This is a genomic window from Kribbella sp. NBC_00889 (assembly GCF_045207705.1).
Classification (GTDB): domain Bacteria; phylum Actinomycetota; class Actinomycetes; order Propionibacteriales; family Kribbellaceae; genus Kribbella.
In genome coordinates, this window is sequence record NZ_CP108783.1 from 1,747,021 (window position 1) to 1,767,963 (window position 20,943).

Consider the following 20,943-nt stretch of genomic DNA (forward strand, 5'->3'; position numbering starts at 1 on the left):
CGGGCGATTAATTGACCGCGTCAAGAATCTAGCCCGAGGTTGATTCTTCGTGACAGCCAGGAAGGCGATGCGTCCGACGTACCGTCCCGACCTGAGAGTTGCCTGCAGCAACGGTCTCAGGACTGCGCCCGTTCTCCGGGCAGCACCGGGAGGGTCGCGGGCGGCTGCGGCCACGGCGGCGGGACCGGCAACGTGGTGACCGAGTTGGTCCCCGGATCATCGCTGCGGCCTGCGAGCCACGCGAGCAGTTCATGCCCGGCAGCGGCGACCGACGGTCCGCCCGGCGTGATCGTCCAGATGCGGCCGAGATCGACCGCCTCGGCAGATCCGAGCGGGAAGCGTTGCGCCCTCATCGTCGCCAGTGTGTCGTCGAGAGCCCAGGCCACGTAGGAGGTGGGCCAGTCCCGCGTCCCGTACCCACGGCCCAGATCGAAGTGGTGGGTTTCCAGTTCTCGCAGGCATCGCCGCAGGGTGAACCAGGCCGGGTGTGGCCACCCCGCAAGGGCTGTGACCACGTGACTCCAGGCGCCGGCGGGCATCTCGCCGATCTCCGCGGCGAACTGTTCCAGGCTGACTTGCAAATCGCCCGTGACCTCCACGGCTGTGGCAGCACCATCGGGCGGAGCAGTCGTGCTCGGCCGACTGCCCAGCTGCGTGCTGCGCCGGGCCGAACGCAGCAGCCAGGTGTAGGCATCCGCGCTCCGTGCCACATGCAGGAGCACCTGTCCGCGCGACCAGCCTGGAAGCATCGACGGGCCGCGAATGTCGGCATCGCTCAGCGTGACCGCCGTCGTAACGAGGCGGATCGCAGATTGGTCCAATTGCTCGATCAGATCGCTGATCGACCGCCTGACGGGCAAGAACGCCGTACTCATGGCATGGCCCTCTCGATCTGTTCCACCTGCGCGGATGTCGGTGATGGCAATCCTCCAGGACGATCGCACTGCGCAGACGCGACCTTCATTATCCAGACCCGGTCAGCGCATCGGGGGCTCTTCGGGGGTGCCGGTACGTCGATTGTGGTGGTCCGACAGTTTGGACAGCAGCTCGGCCAGTCGCTGGCGCTCGTCGGGTGACAGCGGAGCCAGCAGTTCGTCCTGGGACTCGGCCAGCCGCTTTTCCAGCCGCCGTAGCTGCCGCTTGCCGGCGGCGGTCAGCGAGATGATGTTGCGCCGCCCGTCAGAGGGATCCGGGGCGCGCTCGACCAGTCCGCGATCGGCGAGTTCGTTGATCGTCGCGACCATGTCGCTGAGGTGGATGCCACTACGGCGGCCCAGCGCGGCCTGGCTGGCCGGCCCGAAATCCTCCAGCGTCGCCAGCAGGCGGTAGTGGTAGCCGCGGGCGCCGACGGACGAGAACCCGTCGCCCACCAGGCGGTGCGCGTGCTGGGCGGCCAGGCCGAACTGCCAGCTGGGCAGGCCCTCCCACCGGGCGGGCGTTTCGTCTGATGGCTTCTCCACGTGGCAAGTCTAGCGAATCGTTAGGGCGACCAATGACCGTGATATCGTTTGGACTCCTAACGTTAGTCGAGCTAACGTTTGGGCACCGAATGAATCTCCCTGGAGTTGACACGATGATCAAGCCGTTCCACATCACGATCCCTCAGGCCGACCTCGACGACCTGGCCGACCGGCTCTCCCGCACGCGGTGGCCCAACGAGGTCGCCGATGCCGGATGGGACTACGGGTTCCCGCTGGCGCGTCTCAAGGAGCTGGCCGAATACTGGCGCACCGGTTACGACTGGCGTGAGCACGAGGCCAGGCTCAACGAGCTTCCGCACTTCACCACCGAGATCGATGGTCAGAACATCCACTTCGTCCACGTCCGGTCGCCGAAACCCGACGCGCTCGCGCTGATCCTCACCCACGGCTGGCCAGGTTCGTTCCTGGAGTTCCTCGAGGTGATCGAGCCGCTGTCGCGCGACTTCCACCTGGTGATTCCGTCCATCCCCGGCTTCGGATTCTCCGGGCCGACCCACGAGCGCGGCTGGGACGCAGTCCGGGTCGCCCGGGCGTGGGCCGAGTTGATGCGCCGCCTGGGGTACGAGCGCTATGGCGCGCACGGCGGCGACTTCGGCGCGGGCATCTCCATCGCGCTCGGCGCGGTGGCGCCCGACCAGGTCGTCGGGGTGCACGTCAACTACCTGCCGACCCGGCCGGACCCCGACGTCGAGGTGTCCGCAGCGGATGAGGTTCGACTGGACAAAGTCAGACAGCTGATGGCGAATCGTCCGCCCTACCAGGCTTTGCTGGCGCTCACCCCCCAGACCATCGGCTACGCGCTGACCGACTCGCCGGTCGGTCAGCTGGTCTGGATCGCCGAACGCTTCGCGCAGTGGACCGACCCCGCCACGCCGGTCAGCGACGATCAGATGCTGACCGACATCTCGCTGTACTGGCTGACCGCTACTGCGGCCTCATCGGGCCGGTTCCACCACGACACCCCTCGGGGGAGCCAACTGCCGTGCCGGGTGCCGCTCGGCGTGGCGGTGTTCGCCCACGACATCACACAGTCGGTACGACCGCTGGCCGAGCGGCTGTACGACATCAGGCACTGGTCGGAGTTCGACCGCGGAGGCCATTTCGCCGCGATGGAGGTGCCCGAGCTGCTCGCCGAGGACGTACGGGCGTTCTTCCGTACCCGCATCAAGGACGACAACCGATCGGACGCTGAGTGAAGGCCGGCTGCTGGCCGCGCACCTGTCCGGATGGTGGCTGGGCGTTGGTGTTGCCGCGTCAGCTCGTGATGAAGTGGTCGGCGGGTTCCCCGGCCGTCAAGGGGATGTTCCGACTGTGAGGCAACCGGCCGGACCGTGGCCGGGGAAACCCACCAGACCTGGGTCAGGATGCCGTGCCCGGCGTGCACACGCTGCAGCCGTCCAGTCGATTCGTTGAGGTGAACCGAGCGACCGTCGGCGGCGTATTAGCCGCATGTGACGGAAGGGCCAGAGGCGGAGCGAGCTGTGTGGGCGTTGTCTGCGCTGGACGCCTTCCGGGTCGCGGTGGGAGAACACGGGGTGGCTGGCCCGTGATGTGTCCGGAGACGCGGTCGGTCGGGGCGTATCTGTTCGGTGCGCTGGACCCCCAGGAGCAGGTCGAGATGGAGCGGCACCTGATCGGTTGCGAGGCCTGTCGCCAGGAACTGATCGAGGTGGCTCACCTGCCCGGGCTCATGCACAGACTCACGCTGGATGACGTCGCGCCGAGGGCATCTGCACGTGATGTCCAAGCTGAGCCTCGACCTGACCTCGTCCCGGAAATCGACGCGGCAAGACCGTTGTCCGAGGCCACTACTGCTTCGGTCTGGTCCGCGGTTGTGCATCGCTTGAGCCGGTCTCGAACGCTGCTGTTGGCGATGATCATGGTGCTGGTTCTGGCGACCGGCGGCTTGGCGAGCGCAGAACTTCTGACTCACCAGCCGGCACCGGGGGTTGTGACCTGGACGTCAACGGATGCGGCCGGCGGAATCGACACGGTCGCACGTCTCGCCGATCAGGCATGGGGCACAGACATCCGGTTGTGGATGGACGATCTCCCACCAGAGCTGACCTGTCGCTTGGTTGTGCACCGGCGGACTGGTGCTGCTGAGACAGCGGGCTGGTGGTCGACCAACTACCAGTCGCGCCTGATGATTCCGGGCAGTACGTCGATTCCGCTCGCGCAGATCGACCGTCTCGACGTCATCCGGTCCGACGAGACCGTCCTGGCCACTCTGACCAGCACCACCCGATAGACAGGATGCTCTATGTCAATCGTCGGATCTGGCCGTTGAGCGGGCGGCGGTGGGGTCTGGTCGCGTGCCTGGTGCCGGTGCTGCTGTTCGTCACTGCGCCGCAGGCGAGTGCGCACCCCAGGCTGCTGAGTACGACGCCTGCAGCGGGCTACTCGGTCGCGTCCAGGCCTTCCGCGATCACGATGGTGTTCGATGAACCTGTCAGTGTTGCTCCGCACGGCGTACGGGTCGAGGACAGCAGCGGGCACGCGGTCGACACGTCCGAGGTGGCCATCGAACAGGGCGGACGCAGAGTTGCCGTCAACACTCTCGAGGCAATGCCTGCGGGAAGGTATGTGGTCCATTGGGAGGTCACCGCGCAGGACGGCGATGTGGTTACGGCCGACTTCGACTTCGCTGTCGCTGCCGCAGCGGTCGAGCTGAGCGGTGCGGAGAGCAGCAGTTCGGCGGGATTCCCGGTGATCGCCTTGCTGCGTTGGCTGTTCTTCCTCGGTCTGGTCGGCCTGCTGGGTGGCGCTGTCGGTGAACGGATCGTCCGCCGCGCCGTACCGGCGGCGACCCGCCCGCGATCGCTTGTGCGGCCCTCGGCGGCCGTCGGTTCTCTGGCGACAGCCTCGCAGCTCTTGTACGTCGTGATCGCGACCGCTGGGTTCGGCCGGGCCGGTTCCTCCTTGCTGTCGGGGCCGCTGGTCTCGCCTTGCTGGCAGCGTTAGCTCATCGCATGCGTTGGTGGATGGTTGCGACGACGGCTGTGGTGGTGATCTCTCGGTCGAGGCCTTGCGCAATCACTTGGGGAGTCAACGCGGCGTCTCTGGTGCCGTGGTCATCGCTGTCCATCTGGTGGCTCTCAGCGTCTGGCTGGGGGCGCTGTTCCATCTCCTCCGGGTAGCCAGAGCCAATAGAGGTGGTGTCCCGATCCGGCGAGCCTTCGCGCTGTACTCGCGGCTCGCCGTCGTCCTCTTCCTTCTTGTCGCAGTCTCCGGCGGGATCGGCGCGCTCATGCTTGTGCCGAGTCCTGGGGTGATCAGCGGTACGGCGTACGGTCCGACGCTGCTCGCAAAGGTTGTCCTGGTGGCGGTTGTCGCGGTCCTGGCGTGGGTCGCCCGGCGACGGTTGCTTTCGGCAACTGGCTCGTCGTTCACGCGGCCGGTAAGAGCCGAGGCCGTGGTTCTGCTGGTGGTCTTGGCCACGAGCGCCGTACTCGTGTCATTGCCTTCCCCGGCTCCGGTTGCGGCGGACCTGGGCTATCCGACGCCGGCCGTCGGGCCGGTGATCCGGTTTGGGCGGCCTGGCTGGGCAGATCGCCGTCGGCGTAGCAGCCAGCGAGAACCAACGGGAGGTGCGGCTGCATACGCCGGATGGCGATACCGCTACGAACGACACCAGCCCGCCTGCGTTCGACCTGACCGCGAAGCTCATCGGCCGGGACGAGACCGTCGTACTCCGGCCGTGTGGTCGTGGATGCTTCGTCGGCCCGGTGGCGTGGACCGCGGGGCTCGAGCACATCGAACTGCGCGTCGGTGCGACTGGATGGCACGGTGGCATGGTCAGCTTCCCGATTCGGCGGGCGCCGCACATCTCTCGGGATGTCCTCATCGACGGACCCGAGTTCGTCGACAGCGATCCGTACGCCGGTCCGCCAGATCCCGACGTGGTCGTCGAGCCCCGGCCGGGTGGGCACCGCCTGCTCACCTTCGGCCTGCCTGCTGAAGGTATCCATGTCGAGCTCGAGGTGGACGCGTCGTACCGGATCGTCCGAGAGACCCTGGTGGACCCGAACCATCTAGCGAATCGGACCTTCACCTACCGCCGCTAGGGCATTCTCATCGTGTCGTTGCGGTCAGAGACGCAAGCACCGCGTTGTCAGCTGTGACGACGTCAACGCGAGTGATGTCCGAGAGGGCGAACGACGAGCTGGCAGGGACATCTGCCTCGGAGATGTCGGTTGTCGTCCACCAGCCGGTGACCTCCGACTTCCCAGTGCTGGTGTGAACTACCAGCATGCATCGCCGGCCAGGAGCAAGGTCGTCCATGTGGACCTGAATGTCTGTTCCCCAGCTACGACTGCTGAGCTGCACCCGCGTGTCGATCCCGCCGACGCCGTCTGTCGCAGACCAGGTGATACGGCCTCCGACCTGTGGCGGAGATGCCGGAGCGTCGGAGATCTGGCGACCGATCAGGCCGCCGCTGACCAGCAGGACCACGGCGGCGGCCGCCGCGAGAAGTGCCCGCTTCGGCGTACGCCGCCGACGCCCGATGGAGGCTGGCGTGCCGCAAGATGACGGTTGACTTGAAGTTGACTTTAAGTACGAGGGTGGTCGACGTGGATACAGACGACTACTTGGACGGAGCGTACGAGAGGTTGCATGACACCGGCCCCGAGCGTGACGGATGGCTGTCGAACCATGCGCCGATGGCTGTTGAAGCGTTGACACGACGGGGGCGTGGAGCCGTGGTGCATCGATGGCTCGACGGGTATCACGACAAGCTCGAATCGCGGCCGCGCGGACTGGATCGGATCCAGCAGGACTCATGGCGGGATCCACTCGGCGACCCGTTGAGAACCGGCGACTGGTTGAACTTCTTCGAGGAGGAAGTCAGGGAGGGGGACTGGCGTGAAGTGTTGGCCAGATGGTGGCCACGGTTGCTGCCAGGGATCGCCGCCGGCGCTACCCACGGGGTGATTCGGGTCGGCCACGCTGTGCGTGCCTTGGCAGCTGAAGAGACACAGCCGAGGGTCGTCGAGCTGGCTCACGGCCTGGCGTACTGGGCCGCACGCTGGCAGCCGCTGGCGCCCGCCGGCGAGGGGCCGTACCGCGCGAACGATCCGCGGTCTGCCCTTGATTCGGTGCCGCGCGTGGCGGATCAACGCTTCGGCATTCGCCACCGACTCGCGCAGCTCGCCGTAACCGATCGCTGGAGCGAGGCCTCGGGTGCTGTGCCGGGCACGGGAGAGATCCGGGATCGGCTCGCCTCGATCGTGCAAGCATCGGTTCTGCGCTATGGGACGTACGGGCATGGCAGCCCGGTCATGCTCGTACACGCGTCCACCGCACCCAATGCGGTTCTGAGAACTCTCCCGGAGCTGCCGCAGAGGCTTTGGCAACCAAGTCTGGAAGCGGCCTGGGCGGCCGCAGCCGCTGTGACTGCGGCGTATTCACCTTCGGAACCGGGTCCAGCCTCGGAACCTCACGTACTGGATCCGGAAGATGTCATGTCCCAGGCGGTCGCCGGTGGCGATGAACACGCGATCAAGTTCGTCGATACCGCCATCGACTTCGCCGAGGTCCCAGGAGTGCTGGACGCCGGCCTGCACGCGATTCGTCTGATCGCATGATGATCAAGAAGCTGGCTTGGGTCGGTACCCGCACCACCGAGGCCGAGGCGACCGTTCAGTTCGTTCAGGAGGTGCTCGGCCTGCACGGCGAGAACCCGATGCCGGACTTCTGGGTCCTCACGATGGCCGATGGTGCCAAGGTCGAGGTGTTCGGCCCTGAGCATCCACACAATCGGCACTTCACGACCGGTCCGGTCGTCGGGTTCCTTGTCGAGAATGTGTTCGCCGCGGCCGAGGAGCTGCGCGCGGCCGGGGTCGAGATCGTCTCCGGCCCGACGGGCAGCGAATGCGGCGGCAACGCCTGGGTGCATTTCCGCGCCCCGGACGGCAATCTCTACGAATTCACCCAAGACCCCGGAGTGGCCAACCCCTGAAGCCGCGACGTGCGGAAGTGGCATGGAACTTATGGCACGAATTGGACCTGTGGGTCAACGCGGCCCGGCGATTACCGTCGGCTCGGCCACTGACTGACGGAGGTAGTGCGGCGATGAGCGGTAGCGAGATTCTCGACGAGACCTATGAGCGGCTGCGTCGTACCGGACCGGAGTTCGGTGGTGACGAGGAGGGCAACAACGGTCTGACCAACCACGGCCCGATGGCGGCCGAGGTGATCGTGCGCCGGAACCTGGACCTCGACGTGCACAGCTGGATCGATGCTTACCTGCCTCGCCTGGTCGAGCTCCCGTCGCCGAGCGCCCCGATCACCGACGACGACTGGAAAGTTGCGCTCGGCAACGCCAAACGGATTGCCGACTGGACCGAGTACTTCACCAGGCAGGTCACCGAACTGCCCTGGCGGGACGTGCTGACGACGTGGTGGCCACGGCTGCTGCCTGGCATCGTGGCCGGCGCGACCCACGGCGTGATCCGCGTCGGGCACGCAGTTCGGACCCTGCTGGCAGGTAACGAGAGCCAGGCTGCGCAGATCGAACTGGCGCATGGTCTGGCCTTCTGGGCAGGCCGATCCAGGCTCGTCCCTGGGCTGAGTACGCCCACGGGCGAATTCGATGCCACCAGTGCGTTGGACGCGGTGCCGCATCTGGCAGATCAAAGCGGCGTGCTCGCCTCCCGGATCCCGCGACTGGCCACCGTGCCCGGCTGGTCCGAGTCGGTAGCCGCCATCCGCCGCCCTGTCGATGACCACGATGTGCCCGCCAGACTGGCAGAACTGGTGGACGCCGCCTCGATCCGCTACCTGAACTCTGCGCACGGCAGCCCGGTCCTCCTGTTGCACACGGCAACCGCACCCAACGCCGTGCTGCACACGCTTCCTGTGCTCCCGCGCGAATTGTGGCAACCCAGCTTCGCCGCGGTATGGGGAGCAAGCGCTGCCATCGTCGCAATGTACGCGCCGGCGACAGCGGCGGATGACGCTGCCCTCCCCGCCGCACCAGCCGACTCTGCCACGGATGCCGACCCGGTCGCCGAGGTACTGCAGCGCGCGGCCGAGAACAGCGATGAACATGTGCTGAAGTTCGCCGACACCGCGGTCGAGGCCTACGAGCGCACGGGGAATCCCGACACGCTCAGAGCGGCGTTGCGGGCGGAGCAGCTCGTCGGCCACTGACCCCGGCCGGGCTCCTAGGTCGTAGCTGTTGCGGCCGACGCGATGTTGCGCTGCATCCCGCCGAAGACGAGGCCGTGGAAGGGTTTGATCGCCCACCAGTACAAGTGGCCGGGCAGGCCGTGGGGATGGAACAGCGCGCGTTGGCGGAAGACGGTGCTGCCTGCGTCGTCGTGATCGACGACGAGTTCGAGCCAGGCCAGGCCGGGGAGTCGCATCTCGGCGCGGAGACGAAGGAGCTTGTGGTCCTCGATCTCTTCGACGCGCCACCAGTCGAGCGGATCGCCCACCGACAGGTCCCGTGGATTGCGCCGGCCGCGGCGCAGACCTGGACCACCGAACAGCCGGTCCAGCAGGCCGCGCGCCCACCAACCGAGGCGCCAGGAGTACCAGCCGTTGCCGCCGCCGATACCTTCGATGACCGTCCACAGTCGTTCGGGGCTCGCAGGTACGACGCTTTCGCGCTCGTCGACGTACAAGGAGCCGCCGGACCAGTCCGGGTCGCTCGGCAACGGATCGCTCGGCGCGCCGGGCGTTGACGCGGATGCCCAGGTGGTTGTCACGTCCAGGTCGCGGACCCGCTTGAGCGCGAGCGACACCGCCTGATCGAAGCCGGTCAGTCCCGTCCCTGGGTCGGGGACGTACGTCGCGATGTCGTGCTCCTTGCAGATGACTTCGTGAACCAGGCTGTCGACCAGCGGTCTGGCGATGCTGCTCGGCACCGGGGTGACCAGACCGACCCAGTGGCTTGACAGCGACGGCGTGAGCAGCGGCAGGAGGAGGATGCGCCGTTGGTTGAGGTGGGCCACCGCCGCGTAGCGCTGCATCATGTCGCGGTAGGTGAGTACGTCGGGTCCGCCGATGTCGAACCCACGGCTCACGTCCGCCGGCATCGACGCGCTACCGACCAGGTAGTGCAGGACATCGCGGACGGCGATCGGCTGGATCCGGCTGCTGAGCCAGCGTGGGGTGACCATCACCGGCAGGCGGTCGGTCAGGTGCCGCAGCATCTCGAACGACGCCGAGCCGGACCCGAGAATCACGGCCGCGCGCAACACGGTGACCGGTACGCCGGATGCCAGCAGAATCTCGCCGACCTCGCGCCGGGAATCCAGGTGCGGCGAGAGTTCCTCGCCTTCAGGGTAGAGGCCGCCGAGGTAAACGATGCGGGATACGCCGGCCTCCCTGGCAGACGTCGCGAACGTCAAGGCGTGATGCCGGTCGCGTGCCTCGAACCGCCGGCCGGTGCCGAGGGAGTGGATCAGGTAGTAGGCGATGTCCACGCCGTCCATCGCCGCCCGCAGCTGCCGCGCGTCCCCGGCGTCCGCCTCCACGACCTCGACCTCGTCGTACCAGGTCCGATCGCGGAGCCGGCGTGGGTTCCGTGCCATCGCGCGGACCCGGAAGCCGGCCTCGAGCAGCTCCGGTACGAGGCGGCCGCCGATGTAGCCGGTGACTCCGGTGACGAGGGCGAGGCGCTGATTCATGCCTTCCCGGTGCCCGAATGGCGAGAATCCAGCACAGCCGCCGGCCGAGGGAGTTGGTTGGTTTGCGGGTTTGGTGGGGGGTACCGGGCGGCCAGTTTCGGGGTGGTACGACAGAGTGCCATGTCAGTAAGTCCTTGTTGCGAGGCAGAGATGCTGCGCCCTTCGGCCTAGGCAGGCCACTCTCTCAGACCTGTGTTGCCGTCGTCGTCGTACGGCGGGGATCAGACGCGGGCACGAGGTCAATCAATGCTCCTGGAAGGAGCCGTCACATGTCGCAGACGACGAATCATCGGATGGACGCCGACCGTCCACCCACAGAAGGTATGGCCGAGACAGCCCGGGACGAAGCCGGGCAGCTGAAGGAGACATCGGCGGAGGCCGCTCGCCAGGTCGCGGGAACGGTCAAGGACAAGGCATCGGACGTGACGTCGGATGCCCGTGATCAGGCCCGGCGGCTGGCGAGTCAGACCCGGGACGAGCTGGTCGGGCAGGCCGGCCAGCAGAAGGAACGGGCTGCCAACGGACTGCGTTCGGTGAGTGACGAGCTGCGCGGTATGGCCGAGCACGGTCAGTCCGGCCTCGGGGCTCAGTTGGCACGGCACGGTGCCGACTTCACGGATCAGGCTGCGGACTTCCTGCAGCAGCGCGAGCCTGGCGACTTGCTGGAAGAGGTCCGCGGGTTCGCGCGACGCAAGCCGGGCACGTTCCTGCTGATAGCGGCGGCTGCTGGGGTTGTCGCCGGCCGTCTTACCCGGGCCCTGGCATCAGGCGGCACCAGTACGCCGAACAGCACTGTTACGCCGATCAACACCGGCGCGCCGGTCACGCCCAGGTTCACGCCGGGGCAGGGGCTGTGACATGACTTTCGGCGGATCACCACCCGACGGCGGCCCAACCCGGCTGTCGACGGACGAGACGGTCGGTGAGCTGGTCTCCCAGCTGACCACCGATCTGGGCCGGCTGACGCGCCAGGAGCTGACGCTGGCCAAGGCCGAACTCCAGGCGGAGGCGAAGAAGGCGGGCAAGGGCGCGGGCATGCTCGGCGGCGCGGCCTTCGCCGGCTGGATGGTCGCCCTCTTCGTCTCGCTCACGGTGATGTGGGCGCTGGACGAGGCAATGGATCTGATCTGGGCAGCGCTCATCGTCGCCGTCGTCTGGGCGGTCGTCGCCGCCGTACTGGCGATGACCGGACGCAAGGAGCTCCAGGAGGTCAACCCGAAACCCGACCAGACGGTCGAATCACTCAAGGAGGACGCGAAATGGCTGAAGACCCGGAAGAGCTGAAGCGGGACATCGAGCAGACCCGGCGCAACCTGGGTCGCGACGTCGACGCCCTGACCGAGAAGGTCAGCCCCAGTCGCGTCGTCGGCCGCCGGGTCGATCGCGCCCGTGGCGGTGTCCACCGGCTGAAGGAGCACGTGATGGGCTCGGCGGAGTCGGTGGGCGGATCCGTGAGCGATACCGCTGGTTCGGCTGTGTCGACAGTGCAGGACGCAGGCAGCAAGGTCGGTGACGCGGTCGGTTCGGCACCGGACCTGGCTCGGGCGCGGACTCGCGGTACGCCGCTGGCCGCCGGCCTGATCGCCTTCGCAGCGGGATGGGTCGCGGCCGCAGCGCTCCCTGCGTCGACGCGGGAACGCGAGCTGGCCCAAGACACCAAGGACAAAGCGATGGAGGCCGCGGGTCCCGTGAAGGAGCAGGCCGCACAGGTGGCTCAAGAGGTCAAGGAGAACCTGCAGGAGCCGGCGCAGCAGGCTGTTGACAAGGTCAAGCAGTCCGCATCCGAGGCTGCGAGCGACGTGGCGGACGAGGGTCGCTCGGCGGCTCAGCAGGTCGCGGACGGGGCGAAGGACTCGGCGGACAACGTCCGGCAGGCCGGTTCCTCGAGCTGACGAACGACGAACGGCGGCACGTTCCCGGGCTGGATGCCGCGAAGCCGACCGCGTACGCCGTACTGCTCGGAGCCGAGATCAACGGAGAGGCCGAGCGACGGCGGCGCGGTCGCCGTCCGTTGCAGCTCGATTACGCGCAGGAGGGGGACGAGACGAGGTCTTCCTTCGTCTGAACTCCGGAGGGGTCGGGGCGATCACTCGTGCGACGATCCGAGGACTTTGGACTCTGGTCGAATCGCTGTGCGCGGGCCATTGTGAGGAGTGCAGGGGGAGCCGAAGGCGTTTGCTACCGACGCCGTCGAGGAGTGCGCGATGGGCAGGGCGGGCAACCGGAACGTGCCTTCGTGGGGGCTGATGCTCGCGCGTCGGCTGGGGCTCGGCCGCAACCCCCTGCGCCGCGGGCTCGATCGAATCCAGTCGCTGGTCGTGCTGACCGCGGTCCTGGTCGCTGTTGTGATGATTCCGGTCGCGGTGGCGGTGAGTAGTTCCGTCACGCGCTCCATCGAACGATCTGAGGCCGAACGCCGATCGACGATGACGCAGGTTCAGGCGCGAGCGTTGGAGGACACGCCGCCCATGATCCCGGAGGCCGGCGCGCAGGCGACAGCGAGGGTGCCGGTGTCCTGGACCGATCCGGCCGGATGGCCGCGCCAGGCACGAGCCAATGTGCCGCTCGGAACGGCGAAGGACTCCGAGGTGACCATCTGGCTCGATCCGGCCGGTGAGATCACCACGCCACCTCGACGGCCCGGCGACGGCGCGGCGGTCGGTGGCGGGGTCGGTCTGAGTACGGCGATGCTGTCGTGGCTGCTGATTGCGGGCCTGGCCAGGCTGTCCGTCGTACCCCTTGACCGCCGCCGCCTGCGCGACTGGGACCGTGAATGGGCCCGGGTCGGACCACGCTGGCGGTACCGCAGCACCTAGTCGGCACTCTCTCGTCCAGCACCCGAGCAGTGAAGGAAAGAGGATCGATGGGCAAGTTCATCATGGTAGGTGTCGATGAGACGCCGGAGAGCCAGATCGCGCTGCGCTGGGCGGTTGAGGCCGCGCGGGAGCGTGGGTCGGCGGTGCGGGTCGTTCGCGCCTATCTGCAGGAGTCGGGCAGTTGGTCGGGACTGGGTGTCGAAGGGTATGTCCCGATACCGGCGCCGGTCGACAGGTATCAGGAGGAGTTGGACGCGGCGGTTCGCTTCGCGCAGGACCGACTCGGCTACGAGCGCGGTTCCGGGTGGCTGGCGAACCTGGCCCCGGCCGACGCCATCCTGGCCGAGGCCGCGGAAGCCGACATGGTCGTCGTCGGTACGCGGTCGCGGAACAAGATGTCCGCCGCGGTGCTCGGCTCGGTGGCGACATCGGTCTCGGCCCAGGCGCCCTGCCCGGTGGTTGTTGTCCGCGGCGAGCGTCGTACCGGACCGGTGGTCGTCGGCACGGACGGCTCGGAGGACTCGGACGAGGCGGTGGCTTTCGCGTTCGAGCAGGCTTCTGCGTCCGGTCAGCCACTGACGGTCGTCCACTTCTGGCACCCGCAGGAGCGGCATGTCGAGTCGGCCGAGAGTGCCAGCGAGTCGCTGAAGAACCAGCTCGCGGAGAGCCTCGCTCCGTACGAGGCGAAGCATCCCGGGGTGCACGTCAAGACCTCGCTGCTCGAGGGACGAGCCAGTGCGAAGCTGGTCGACCTGTCGAACGATGCGTCGCTTGTCGTTGTCGGTTCGCGCGGGCGCGGTGGGGTCGCCGGCCTGGTGCTCGGGTCCGTCAGTCAGAGCCTCCTGCACCACGCCGACTCTCCGGTCGCGGTCGTCCGCCGACGGCAGAGCTGAGCAGATTCCATCGCCGGCAGCGGGCGTCTATGTCATCAGGGTCGCCCGAGCGGGTTGGGAGTGAAGCTGACGTGCTCGGCGAGCTGGACGGACCAGAGGGTCACCGTCGTGGCGACAGAGACAGGTAGGAGGGTGCCTGCGGCTGAAAGGAGTGACAGTGCGGCGCACGCGACTGCGGCGGTGGCGAGGATCGGGGTGAGCCACGAGGCAGCGTCGGAGCGGTCGTCGTCTGCGAGCAGGATCACGGTTGCTCCGGTCAGGATCAGGACGGCGCAGGTCATCTCGTCGGTGCTGCCGATCCCGAGGAAGGTGCCGAGGGCAAGGAACGGCAGGTAGAGCGCGAGCAGTACGACGATCACGGCGGATGCGGCCAGGTCGCGTCGGCGGAACACAGGCATGGGACTCAGCCGCCGCGTGCGGTGGCGACGTCGCGGCCGCACAGGATGGCGCTGGCCGGTGCGTCCAGATCGAGGGCGTCCAGAGCAGTGCCGTGTCCGAATCGCTTGGTCAGTCTCCGAGTTCTGATGACGACGTCCACGGCGCGGCTCCTCAGGAATTCTCCACTTCCAGTCAAGGCGGGCTTGCCCGGCGCCGCGAGGGCGGAAGGTCCCGTTCGGTGGGCACCGAAGGTCCCACTGGGAATGTAGTTCGGCCGCAACGCCACTTCAGGATCGGTCTGGGCGAGTGATCAGGGGTGATCGCAGTTGGTCAATGAGGTTCGGGCCGACCAGGGGCACGATGTTCCAGGTGGTGGTGACCCGGTCTGAGTCGATGACGACTCGGACTCGGCCCGGGGTGGTGATGACGAACAGATCGGCCTCGAACACGTCGCCGTACCAGCCGCCGGCTGCGACGACCGGTCGGCCGAGCGGTGAGCTTTCCTGCCAGTGGCCGTGGCCGACGGGGACGTCGAAGGTGTTGCCATCGGCATCGATCCGTAGCGACCAGCCATCAGGGAGTGGCTCGATCGAAACTGCCGATCCCGACGGCAGGGCCGACGCTTCCGTTGCGGCGTCGACGACTCCGCCGGCTGAGGTTCGCGGACGGTGGTCGCCGCTGACGACGGGCAGGGTCAGCTGCCGGAGACGATCGGCGAGAGCGCGGTCGTCCGCTGCGGAGCCGGGCTTGTCCACGCTGGGCAGGAGCTGATCCCAGATCGTGCGAGCAGAGCTTGCGTGCTGGTTGTTGCCGCGGTGACGGCTACCACCAGGTCCTGCTCGGGGACGACCAAGCACAGTTGCCCCATGGCACCATCACTTCGGTATCCGTAGCGCGATCGCCAGAAGTGGTAGCCGTACCCTTCCAGCCAGTCAGGCTCCCGCGAGCCGTCCTCGAACTGGACGGTCTCGATCTGGCGCCGCGTAGCCGTCTCCACCCAGCGTTGTGACACCAGTTGGTGGCCCCGCCATTGTCCGCCCTGCAACAGCAAGAGGCCGAACGCGGCAATCGCCTCGGTTGTCAGGTAGGCCCCGTGGAAGCCGAAGGTGACCCCGCTGCGCAGGCGTTCCCAGTCGACGATGTTCACTTCCATCGGGCGGTCAGCTCCCGCGGCACGGGCGGACACCGGGTCGGGGACGTGCTCGGGGAGGATGTCGACTACGCGGTCATCAAGCGCGATGAGACCGTCGTCAACTGCCAGACCCACCGCGACGCCGACGATCGACTTCGTCAACGAGTACAGCAGATGCGGGCGTTCGGCCGAGTACGGCGCCCACCACCCTTCCGCGATCACCCGGCCGTGGCGCACCACCATCAGGGAGTGGCACTCGATCCCTTGCTCCTCGAGCCGCTCCAGCAAGCCCGACACACCGGTCGCGTCGACACCCTCTTCCGACGGCACCGACCGCGGCAGCAAAGCCTCCTGATCCATGGCCAGATTGTCGCGTCCCGCCGGGGGCACCCCTTGGGTCACGAGGATCTGTCGTGTGTCGCCAAGGCTGCTCCGACCTGGTCTGCCAGAGCGACTGCGACCTGTCGTTGTGCGAGCGACGGAAGGGCTAGCCGGGTCGACGCGACCAGAAGGAAGCGGCCGCGGGTGACGCCGTTGTGGTGCACTCGAAGCTCGATTTCGCAGTCGGTGGGCAACCCGAATCGCTCGACGTCGAGATCTCGACCGCGGCGCACGACTGTGCCGTCACGGACGAGCGCGGCAGGCGCTTCGTTCCGGATGTCACTGTCGAAGTAGCAGTCGTCGATTCCCAGCAACTCGACGAGTTGGTCTGCGACATGCTCGATCACACCCTCGGTGTGTGAGCTTCCAGCCGCGACGATGCCTGCGGTTCGGAGAATGCCGCTGAGCTGAGCCTGCTGCTCGTTGGCGTGGGTGTGCCGCTTGCGCCGTCCGCAGAGAATCAGCGCGGCCGCGAAGCCTACAAGTGTGAGTAGAGCTGCAGTCTGGATGTCAGCCCCGCTCGGTGATGATGATCTGCTGGTACGGCTGAGTGAGGAAGAAGGCCCAGCATGCCGTGCCCGACAGGGCGGCGACGATTCCTGCCCACCGGACGCCGGTGGCCGCAGCGGAGACCACGACGAGGACGAGCAGTAGGGCGATACTGGTGTTCTCGATCCGTGCCCGGAACGGCACCATCGCCGCGCACACCAGCGCCGGAACGGCGCCGGCTCCCGCGACGACCGCCGTACGGGATCGCTCGGAGAGATGGACTCGCATCCCACCATGATGCTTCGTCGTCGCGAAGCGTCCGGGCTCGGGGCCGGTCCGACCCAGGTCCGAGTTCGAAGCCGCGCGCAAGGGCACCGACCGCGATTATTGCTGTGGCCTCGAGGAAGGGCCCCCTCCTCAAATACCTGCAGGTGAACTGGTGATTGGAACAGGCCCCGACCTCCGTGCGGTGGGGGAGGGCTTCGTCTGGTCTGCGACCGCCTCGGCGGTTTTTCCGGTCCAGACAGGCGTACTGTGGGAGTAGTTCCGGAATCGACGACATCCCACTTGAGGCTGCCAGCCACACCGGCCCTCCCGTAGGGGACGTCATGTCGGTACTTCACCGCACCCGAAACACACCCAAACCCCCAGCAGCAGCCACGCCGGCAGATGGCGCGCCGATGTCGGCCGTTGACGAGCTCTCGAAACCGTTGCCGCCCCGGGTGCCACGCACCCGGATCAGTGCCGCGTGGCTGGGGATCTGCGCCGCCGTGGTCGGACTCGTCGTACTGATCATCTTCATGCTGCAGAACACCGGCAGCGTCGACGTCCACTTCCTCTGGATGGAGGGCTCCCTGCCGCTCGCCCTGGCCCTGTTCATCGCCGGAGTCGCTACGACCATCGTGGCCACGACGATCGGTGCCGCCCGCATCACCCAACTGCGCCGCCTCATGCGCCGCCGCAGAGCTGAAGCCTCGTCGTGACACCCAGCGCCAGCGACGGCAGAGCAGCCAGCCTGTGGGTCTGCTGACCGCGCTGTTCGGGAGAGCAGGCGCCGTGTCGACCTGGTGGTCGAATAGAAGGCCCTGATGGCTGCCTGCAGGCGGCTGGCCAGATCAGGTCGCCGGTTCCTGGCGACTGCGATAGGTGAGCAGGCCTTCGATCCCGCGCAGGAATGTCTCACAGATGGGCTTCGGATCGGTCAGGCAGCCGGCGGCCATGGCACCGTCTCGCAGCATGACGAAGTGCCGGGCCGCTGGTTCCGGGTCGATCTTCCCGGTGCCGGAGAAGAGTTCGGTCAGGGTTTCCAGAAACCACTGCCGGTGCTTGAGAACTGCCTGGTGCACCGGATGGGCCGGGTCGGGGTATTCGGCGGCGGCGTTCAGGAACGCGCAGCCTCGGAAGCCGGCTCTCTGGATGTCATCGGTGATGGTCCGGCCGACAGCGCGAATGATGTCGTCGGGGTCGGCGCCTTGAGTCCGCGCGGCATCTACCTGCATACGGATCGCCTCGTCGGCTTGCACCAGGTAGGTGACGATGAGGTCATCCTTGCTCGGGAAGTGCCTGTACAGCGTGGCGCGCGTCACCTGTGCCTTCGCGATCACGCGGTCGACTCCCACGGCATGCAGGCCCTCGGCGTAGAAGAGCTCAGTGGCAGTGCCGAGCAGTCGAGACCGTGCTTCCGACATCCGTTTCCCATCCGATCTCTTGAAGTGCTCTGTCGAGATTAGCAGACAGAACGATCGGTCTTGACAACGATCGACGCTTGCTGCAAAGCTCGACAGTACCGATCGTTCTGTCTACACGAGTGGCGTCGGGGGCATTCGCCCAGTTCGTCCATCTCGAGAGGAATCTGGTGTCCACTTCATTCGAATCCATCGGCGCCACCGGCTCAGTGGTTGGTGCCGCCGCCGGCACCAAGGCGCTGCGAACCCTGTACTACGTCCGCTTCGGATTCGCCATCGTCTGGGCGGTGCTGACGCTGGCGATCGCCACGACGATCAACCCGGGAGCAGCCGCCCTGCTGGTGATCTACCCACTGTTCGACCTCGCCGCGGCCGTGATCGACTTCCGCTCCTCGGGCGCCACTCGGCCGAAGGCGCCGCTCTACGTGAACATGGGCCTGAGTCTGCTCGCCGCCGTCGGATTGGCCGTCGCGGTCACCTCCGGCATCCCGAGTGTGTTGCGGGTGTGGGGCGTGTGGGCGATCACTGCGGGCATCGTCCAGTTGATCGTCGCGATCCTGCGCTACCGGCTCGGTGGTCAGTGGGCGATGATCCTCAGCGGCGGCATCTCCGTCATCGCCGGCAGCGGTTTCGTCCTGATGGCAGGCGGGCCGAAGGCCTCACTGACCACCGTCGCCGGCTACGCGATCCTGGGCGGGGTCTTCTTCCTGATCTCCGCGATCCGCCTGCACCGCCTTGCTCTGAAGGGCTGAGCTCCACGCTGGCGCACGGGAACAATCTGAGCCGCTCGTCCGGTTCAGTTCAGCGGGACCTCGACCTCGGCGACTGTGCCGTGGGGTTCGGCATCCCGCAGCCGCATCCATCCACCGGCTGCCTCCACCCTGATCCGCCGCGACGCAAGGCCGAGGTGCCCGTTCCTCAACCGGGCGTCGAGATCCACGCCGCCGAGCCCCCGGCCGTCGTCGATGACCTGAAGCCGCGCAACGGCGTCGGTACGCGCCAGCTGGACGACGACCTGTCGGGCGGCGGCATGCTTCACCGCGTTCGTGAGCAGTTCGCGGGCTCAGAAGGCCGGCGCGCGAGTGGCTGCTTGGGACCGCGAGTCGCGCTGGCACGAGTGGTGGATCCGGAAGTGGGACGTCCGGAATGGGGCCTAACATCTGGCCATGGAGCAAGAGTTCAGCGGCACGGTCATCGAGTGGCGTGGTCCTGCGCCGTACTACTTCGTCCCCGTACCGGAGCAGGAATGTGTCGCACTGCGGGCGGCGGGCTCGGCCGCCAGCTACGGCTGGGGGATGCTGCCGATCCGCGCTCGGATCGGCAGCGCCGAGTGGAAGACGTCGCTGTGGCCGAAGGACGGGGGCTACCTGCTCCCGCTGAAGGACGCCGTGCGCAAGCCTGGAGGACTGGATGCAGGCGACGCGGTGGATGTTCGGCTCACGTTCGACGCACCACCCCGTCAGCAGAAGCGGCGTCCGGCCGAGCGGGTGCACGTTCCTCGCCCGACGGGCTCGCGGGAACCGGTCACCGCCGAGCAGCTCACGATCGTTCCGGCCAACCAGGCGACCTGGGAGGACCTACAGGCGGTCTTCGGCACGACCGGCGACCCCGCACGGTGCTGGTGCCAGCGGTTCCGGATGCTGCCCAAGGAATCCTGGGACTCTGAGGGTCCCGAGGAGCTGTCGGCCCGGCTCCGCGACCAGACCGCCTGCGGAGACCGGAAGGCGCGGGCGACGAGCGGCCTGGTCGCGTATCTCGACGGCGAGCCGGTCGGCTGGTGCGCCGTCGCGCCGCGGGCCGACCACCCGAGGCTGCTACGTGACTTCCGCATCCCCTGGCTGGGTCGCAACGAGGACAAGACCGACATCAGCGTCTGGGCCGTGACCTGCTTCGTCATCCGGGTCGGCTACCGACGCCGAGGAGTCGGCCGCGCACTCGCCCGCGCCGCCGCCGGTATCGCCCGTGAACGCGGCGCCCGCGCCGTGGAAGGCTACCCGGACTTCGTGGACGGCGGGTCCGTCGGCACTCTCGCCATGTTCGCCGATGCCGGGTTCGCCGAGGTGAGCCGTCCTGGCAACCGTCGCGCCGTCATGCGCATCGACTTCTAGGTGTTGCGGAGCAGGTCGCCGTACTCGGGGTTCTTCTCGATGTAGCTGCCCACGATCGGGCAGTAGTTCGAAACGGTCACGTTCTTGGTGCGGATGTCGTCGAGCGCGTGACGTATCAGGACCGACGCGAGACCTTGTCCGCGGTGGGATTCAGCAATCCACGTGTGGGTGATCGTCAGCTTGGTGCCGATCACGTGATAGACGAGCATGCCGACTCGATCGTCGCCGCAGGTGACTTCGTAGTACTCGTCCTCGGGGTGATCGAGGATCGCGATCACGTGATCGCTGTGGTCTGTCGGGGTCGTCAATTGTGGGCTCCTGTGGAGGTTTCGCGGTGACGCCGCCGGATCGACTCGGTGGACGTCGTCGACCACGAGTGACGCTGCGAGAGGTGCCGAGAAGCGGTCGGACCCGTCCAGGCCGGGGCGGGCCAGGCAGTGCCAGGTCAGCTGCCGGCCGGCGCTGTCGGTGAACCACAGGCGTATGTGCCAGTCACCGTCTACGCACGACACGGGTGCCGGGGTGGCCTCGATCCGGATCTGAACGCTCGCTGGAAGGGAGTCGAGGGGGAGGGGGAACGTCGTCAGTGGGAGGACCGAGTCCGCGTCGGCGGCGTGGCCTTCCCAGTTGGCCAGCATCACGTCGAGATCGAGGATCCGGGCGGTCACGCTGACGGCGCTTCGTCCGTTGTGCTGCCGGGTTGTCTGCCCGATGACGTTTCCGACGGTGACCTCACCGCCGGTGAGCCGGTAGCTGCCCGGCAAGTGTCTGGAGTTCTCAGTCACCGTTTCGTATCTTTCTTCATCCTCTTCGTGGACTAGAGAGTCCATTTCTGCGTAGGCTACACCGCCGACCTGTTGGGTCAAATCCTCGGAGGGAGGGCCTCTTGCGGCTGACGTGGACAGCTCTGGAGTGCCTTTGACAGCCGTAGCAGTGGACTG

General features: G+C 67.3%; 27 protein-coding genes and 1 pseudogene. 17 read left to right on the forward strand and 11 right to left on the reverse strand.

Going from position 1 to position 20,943, the window contains the following annotated elements; translation table 11 throughout:
- Positions 1-116: 116 nt before the first annotated feature.
- Complete coding sequence (locus OG817_RS08530) at positions 117-875, reverse strand: maleylpyruvate isomerase family mycothiol-dependent enzyme (protein ID WP_406053161.1); 759 nt, start codon at positions 873-875, stop codon at positions 117-119.
- Positions 876-977: 102 nt separating this feature from the next.
- A complete protein-coding gene (locus OG817_RS08535; protein ID WP_406053162.1) occupies positions 978-1,460 on the reverse strand; it encodes a MarR family winged helix-turn-helix transcriptional regulator in 483 nt (160 codons plus the stop codon).
- Between the two features lie 113 nt (positions 1,461-1,573).
- On the opposite strand from OG817_RS08535, the gene OG817_RS08540 reads away from it, so the two are divergent.
- The 8 genes and pseudogenes from OG817_RS08540 to OG817_RS08575 all read left to right on the forward strand — a co-directional run bounded on the left by OG817_RS08540 (position 1,574) and on the right by OG817_RS08575 (position 8,636).
- The gene (locus tag OG817_RS08540) at positions 1,574-2,677 is read left to right on the forward strand and encodes an epoxide hydrolase family protein (RefSeq protein WP_406053163.1); all 1,104 of its coding nucleotides are present in this window, start codon (positions 1,574-1,576) and stop codon (positions 2,675-2,677) included.
- Between the two features lie 353 nt (positions 2,678-3,030).
- A complete protein-coding gene (locus OG817_RS08545) occupies positions 3,031-3,732 on the forward strand; it encodes an anti-sigma factor family protein (protein ID WP_406057405.1) in 702 nt (233 codons plus the stop codon).
- Between the two features lie 5 nt (positions 3,733-3,737).
- A complete protein-coding gene (locus OG817_RS08550; protein WP_406053164.1) occupies positions 3,738-4,445 on the forward strand; it encodes a copper resistance protein CopC in 708 nt (235 codons plus the stop codon).
- A 127-nt stretch (positions 4,446-4,572) separates the two neighbouring features.
- A pseudogene (locus OG817_RS08555) lies at positions 4,573-4,875 on the forward strand (CopD family protein); the annotation flags it as partial.
- A 136-nt stretch (positions 4,876-5,011) separates the two neighbouring features.
- Entirely contained in the window at positions 5,012-5,548 is a 537-nt protein-coding gene (locus OG817_RS08560; protein WP_406057675.1) for a hypothetical protein, read from the forward strand.
- A gap of 507 nt (positions 5,549-6,055) precedes the next feature.
- Positions 6,056-7,069: a questin oxidase family protein gene (locus OG817_RS08565; protein ID WP_406053165.1), complete on the forward strand. Its 1,014-nt coding sequence runs from the start codon at positions 6,056-6,058 to the stop codon at positions 7,067-7,069.
- Positions 7,066-7,443, forward strand: a complete 378-nt coding sequence (locus tag OG817_RS08570) for a VOC family protein (RefSeq protein WP_406053166.1) — start codon at positions 7,066-7,068, stop codon at positions 7,441-7,443. Before OG817_RS08565 ends, OG817_RS08570 begins: the two co-directional genes overlap by 4 nt.
- A 113-nt stretch (positions 7,444-7,556) precedes the next feature.
- A complete protein-coding gene (locus OG817_RS08575; RefSeq protein ID WP_406053167.1) occupies positions 7,557-8,636 on the forward strand; it encodes a questin oxidase family protein in 1,080 nt (359 codons plus the stop codon).
- A gap of 14 nt (positions 8,637-8,650) precedes the next feature.
- Here OG817_RS08575 and OG817_RS08580 read toward each other — a convergent pair whose 3' ends face one another.
- Positions 8,651-10,120, reverse strand: coding sequence for an SDR family oxidoreductase (locus tag OG817_RS08580; RefSeq protein WP_406053168.1), 1,470 nt, complete (start codon positions 10,118-10,120; stop codon positions 8,651-8,653).
- Positions 10,121-10,389: 269 nt separating this feature from the next.
- Between OG817_RS08580 and OG817_RS08585 the strand changes: the two genes are divergently transcribed.
- From OG817_RS08585 to OG817_RS08605, 5 genes are all read left to right on the forward strand, one after another.
- On the forward strand, positions 10,390-10,977 hold the full coding sequence (locus OG817_RS08585) for a hypothetical protein (protein ID WP_406053169.1): 588 nt from the start codon (positions 10,390-10,392) through the stop codon (positions 10,975-10,977).
- A 1-nt stretch (position 10,978) separates the two neighbouring features.
- On the forward strand, positions 10,979-11,404 hold the full coding sequence (locus OG817_RS08590) for a phage holin family protein (RefSeq protein WP_360448350.1): 426 nt from the start codon (positions 10,979-10,981) through the stop codon (positions 11,402-11,404).
- Complete coding sequence (locus OG817_RS08595; RefSeq protein WP_406053170.1) at positions 11,380-12,012, forward strand: DUF3618 domain-containing protein; 633 nt, start codon at positions 11,380-11,382, stop codon at positions 12,010-12,012. The genes OG817_RS08590 and OG817_RS08595 overlap by 25 nt, the downstream gene beginning before the upstream one ends.
- Positions 12,013-12,324: 312 nt before the next feature.
- Complete coding sequence (locus OG817_RS08600) at positions 12,325-12,936, forward strand: hypothetical protein (protein ID WP_396393023.1); 612 nt, start codon at positions 12,325-12,327, stop codon at positions 12,934-12,936.
- A gap of 47 nt (positions 12,937-12,983) precedes the next feature.
- A complete protein-coding gene (locus tag OG817_RS08605) occupies positions 12,984-13,829 on the forward strand; it encodes a universal stress protein (protein WP_406053171.1) in 846 nt (281 codons plus the stop codon).
- A 35-nt stretch (positions 13,830-13,864) separates the two neighbouring features.
- Here OG817_RS08605 and OG817_RS08610 read toward each other — a convergent pair whose 3' ends face one another.
- The 4 genes from OG817_RS08610 to OG817_RS08625 form a co-directional block, all read right to left on the reverse strand.
- Positions 13,865-14,227 (reverse strand): hypothetical protein, encoded by a 363-nt coding sequence (locus OG817_RS08610; protein ID WP_406053172.1) that lies wholly within the window; start codon positions 14,225-14,227, stop codon positions 13,865-13,867.
- 5 nt (positions 14,228-14,232) lie between these two features.
- On the reverse strand, positions 14,233-14,367 hold the full coding sequence (locus OG817_RS08615) for a hypothetical protein (protein WP_406053173.1): 135 nt from the start codon (positions 14,365-14,367) through the stop codon (positions 14,233-14,235).
- Between the two features lie 127 nt (positions 14,368-14,494).
- Positions 14,495-14,962, reverse strand: coding sequence for a hypothetical protein (locus OG817_RS08620; RefSeq protein WP_406053174.1), 468 nt, complete (start codon positions 14,960-14,962; stop codon positions 14,495-14,497).
- Positions 14,902-15,699, reverse strand: a complete 798-nt coding sequence (locus OG817_RS08625) for a serine hydrolase domain-containing protein (protein ID WP_406053175.1) — start codon at positions 15,697-15,699, stop codon at positions 14,902-14,904. The genes OG817_RS08620 and OG817_RS08625 overlap by 61 nt, the downstream gene beginning before the upstream one ends.
- A gap of 176 nt (positions 15,700-15,875) precedes the next feature.
- Here OG817_RS08625 and OG817_RS08630 point away from each other — a divergent pair, with 176 nt between their 5' ends.
- Positions 15,876-16,082 carry a hypothetical protein gene (locus OG817_RS08630; RefSeq protein WP_406053176.1) on the forward strand — a complete coding sequence of 69 codons (207 nt, stop codon included), beginning with the start codon at positions 15,876-15,878 and terminating at the stop codon, positions 16,080-16,082.
- A gap of 148 nt (positions 16,083-16,230) precedes the next feature.
- Here OG817_RS08630 and OG817_RS08635 read toward each other — a convergent pair whose 3' ends face one another.
- Positions 16,231-16,497 (reverse strand): DUF4118 domain-containing protein, encoded by a 267-nt coding sequence (locus OG817_RS08635; RefSeq protein WP_406053177.1) that lies wholly within the window; start codon positions 16,495-16,497, stop codon positions 16,231-16,233.
- A gap of 392 nt (positions 16,498-16,889) precedes the next feature.
- On the opposite strand from OG817_RS08635, the gene OG817_RS08640 reads away from it, so the two are divergent.
- Positions 16,890-17,192, forward strand: coding sequence for a lipopolysaccharide assembly LapA domain-containing protein (locus OG817_RS08640; RefSeq protein WP_406053178.1), 303 nt, complete (start codon positions 16,890-16,892; stop codon positions 17,190-17,192).
- Between the two features lie 132 nt (positions 17,193-17,324).
- On the opposite strand, the gene OG817_RS08645 is transcribed toward OG817_RS08640, so the two are convergent.
- Positions 17,325-17,897, reverse strand: coding sequence for a TetR/AcrR family transcriptional regulator (locus OG817_RS08645; RefSeq protein ID WP_406053179.1), 573 nt, complete (start codon positions 17,895-17,897; stop codon positions 17,325-17,327).
- Between the two features lie 167 nt (positions 17,898-18,064).
- On the opposite strand from OG817_RS08645, the gene OG817_RS08650 reads away from it, so the two are divergent.
- Positions 18,065-18,646: a hypothetical protein gene (locus OG817_RS08650; RefSeq protein WP_406053180.1), complete on the forward strand. Its 582-nt coding sequence runs from the start codon at positions 18,065-18,067 to the stop codon at positions 18,644-18,646.
- Positions 18,647-18,690: 44 nt separating this feature from the next.
- On the opposite strand, the gene OG817_RS08655 is transcribed toward OG817_RS08650, so the two are convergent.
- A complete protein-coding gene (locus OG817_RS08655) occupies positions 18,691-18,948 on the reverse strand; it encodes an ATP-binding protein (protein ID WP_406057407.1) in 258 nt (85 codons plus the stop codon).
- Between the two features lie 112 nt (positions 18,949-19,060).
- Here OG817_RS08655 and OG817_RS08660 point away from each other — a divergent pair, with 112 nt between their 5' ends.
- Entirely contained in the window at positions 19,061-20,002 is a 942-nt protein-coding gene (locus OG817_RS08660; RefSeq protein ID WP_406053181.1) for a DUF1905 domain-containing protein, read from the forward strand.
- Here OG817_RS08660 and OG817_RS08665 read toward each other — a convergent pair.
- Positions 19,999-20,787, reverse strand: a complete 789-nt coding sequence (locus tag OG817_RS08665) for a GNAT family N-acetyltransferase (RefSeq protein ID WP_406053182.1) — start codon at positions 20,785-20,787, stop codon at positions 19,999-20,001. The genes OG817_RS08660 and OG817_RS08665 overlap by 4 nt on opposite strands.
- Positions 20,788-20,943 lie beyond the last annotated feature (156 nt).

Coding starts and splice junctions, on each gene's coding strand:
- OG817_RS08580 (WP_406053168.1), bottom strand. CDS start 10,120: ATGAATCAGCGCCTCGCCCTCGTCACCGGAGTCACCGGCTACATCGGC.
- OG817_RS08575 (WP_406053167.1), top strand. CDS start 7,557: ATGAGCGGTAGCGAGATTCTCGACGAGACCTATGAGCGGCTGCGTCGT.
- OG817_RS08545 (WP_406057405.1), top strand. CDS start 3,031: ATGTGTCCGGAGACGCGGTCGGTCGGGGCGTATCTGTTCGGTGCGCTG.
- OG817_RS08635 (WP_406053177.1), bottom strand. CDS start 16,497: ATGCGAGTCCATCTCTCCGAGCGATCCCGTACGGCGGTCGTCGCGGGA.
- OG817_RS08550 (WP_406053164.1), top strand. CDS start 3,738: ATGCTCTATGTCAATCGTCGGATCTGGCCGTTGAGCGGGCGGCGGTGG.
- OG817_RS08640 (WP_406053178.1), top strand. CDS start 16,890: ATGTCGGCCGTTGACGAGCTCTCGAAACCGTTGCCGCCCCGGGTGCCA.
- OG817_RS08625 (WP_406053175.1), bottom strand. CDS start 15,699: ATGGATCAGGAGGCTTTGCTGCCGCGGTCGGTGCCGTCGGAAGAGGGT.
- OG817_RS08605 (WP_406053171.1), top strand. CDS start 12,984: ATGGGCAAGTTCATCATGGTAGGTGTCGATGAGACGCCGGAGAGCCAG.
- OG817_RS08600 (WP_396393023.1), top strand. CDS start 12,325: ATGGGCAGGGCGGGCAACCGGAACGTGCCTTCGTGGGGGCTGATGCTC.
- OG817_RS08540 (WP_406053163.1), top strand. CDS start 1,574: ATGATCAAGCCGTTCCACATCACGATCCCTCAGGCCGACCTCGACGAC.
- OG817_RS08585 (WP_406053169.1), top strand. CDS start 10,390: ATGTCGCAGACGACGAATCATCGGATGGACGCCGACCGTCCACCCACA.
- OG817_RS08645 (WP_406053179.1), bottom strand. CDS start 17,897: ATGTCGGAAGCACGGTCTCGACTGCTCGGCACTGCCACTGAGCTCTTC.
- OG817_RS08610 (WP_406053172.1), bottom strand. CDS start 14,227: ATGCCTGTGTTCCGCCGACGCGACCTGGCCGCATCCGCCGTGATCGTC.
- OG817_RS08660 (WP_406053181.1), top strand. CDS start 19,061: ATGGAGCAAGAGTTCAGCGGCACGGTCATCGAGTGGCGTGGTCCTGCG.
- OG817_RS08530 (WP_406053161.1), bottom strand. CDS start 875: ATGAGTACGGCGTTCTTGCCCGTCAGGCGGTCGATCAGCGATCTGATC.
- OG817_RS08570 (WP_406053166.1), top strand. CDS start 7,066: ATGATGATCAAGAAGCTGGCTTGGGTCGGTACCCGCACCACCGAGGCC.
- OG817_RS08590 (WP_360448350.1), top strand. CDS start 10,979: ATGACTTTCGGCGGATCACCACCCGACGGCGGCCCAACCCGGCTGTCG.
- OG817_RS08595 (WP_406053170.1), top strand. CDS start 11,380: ATGGCTGAAGACCCGGAAGAGCTGAAGCGGGACATCGAGCAGACCCGG.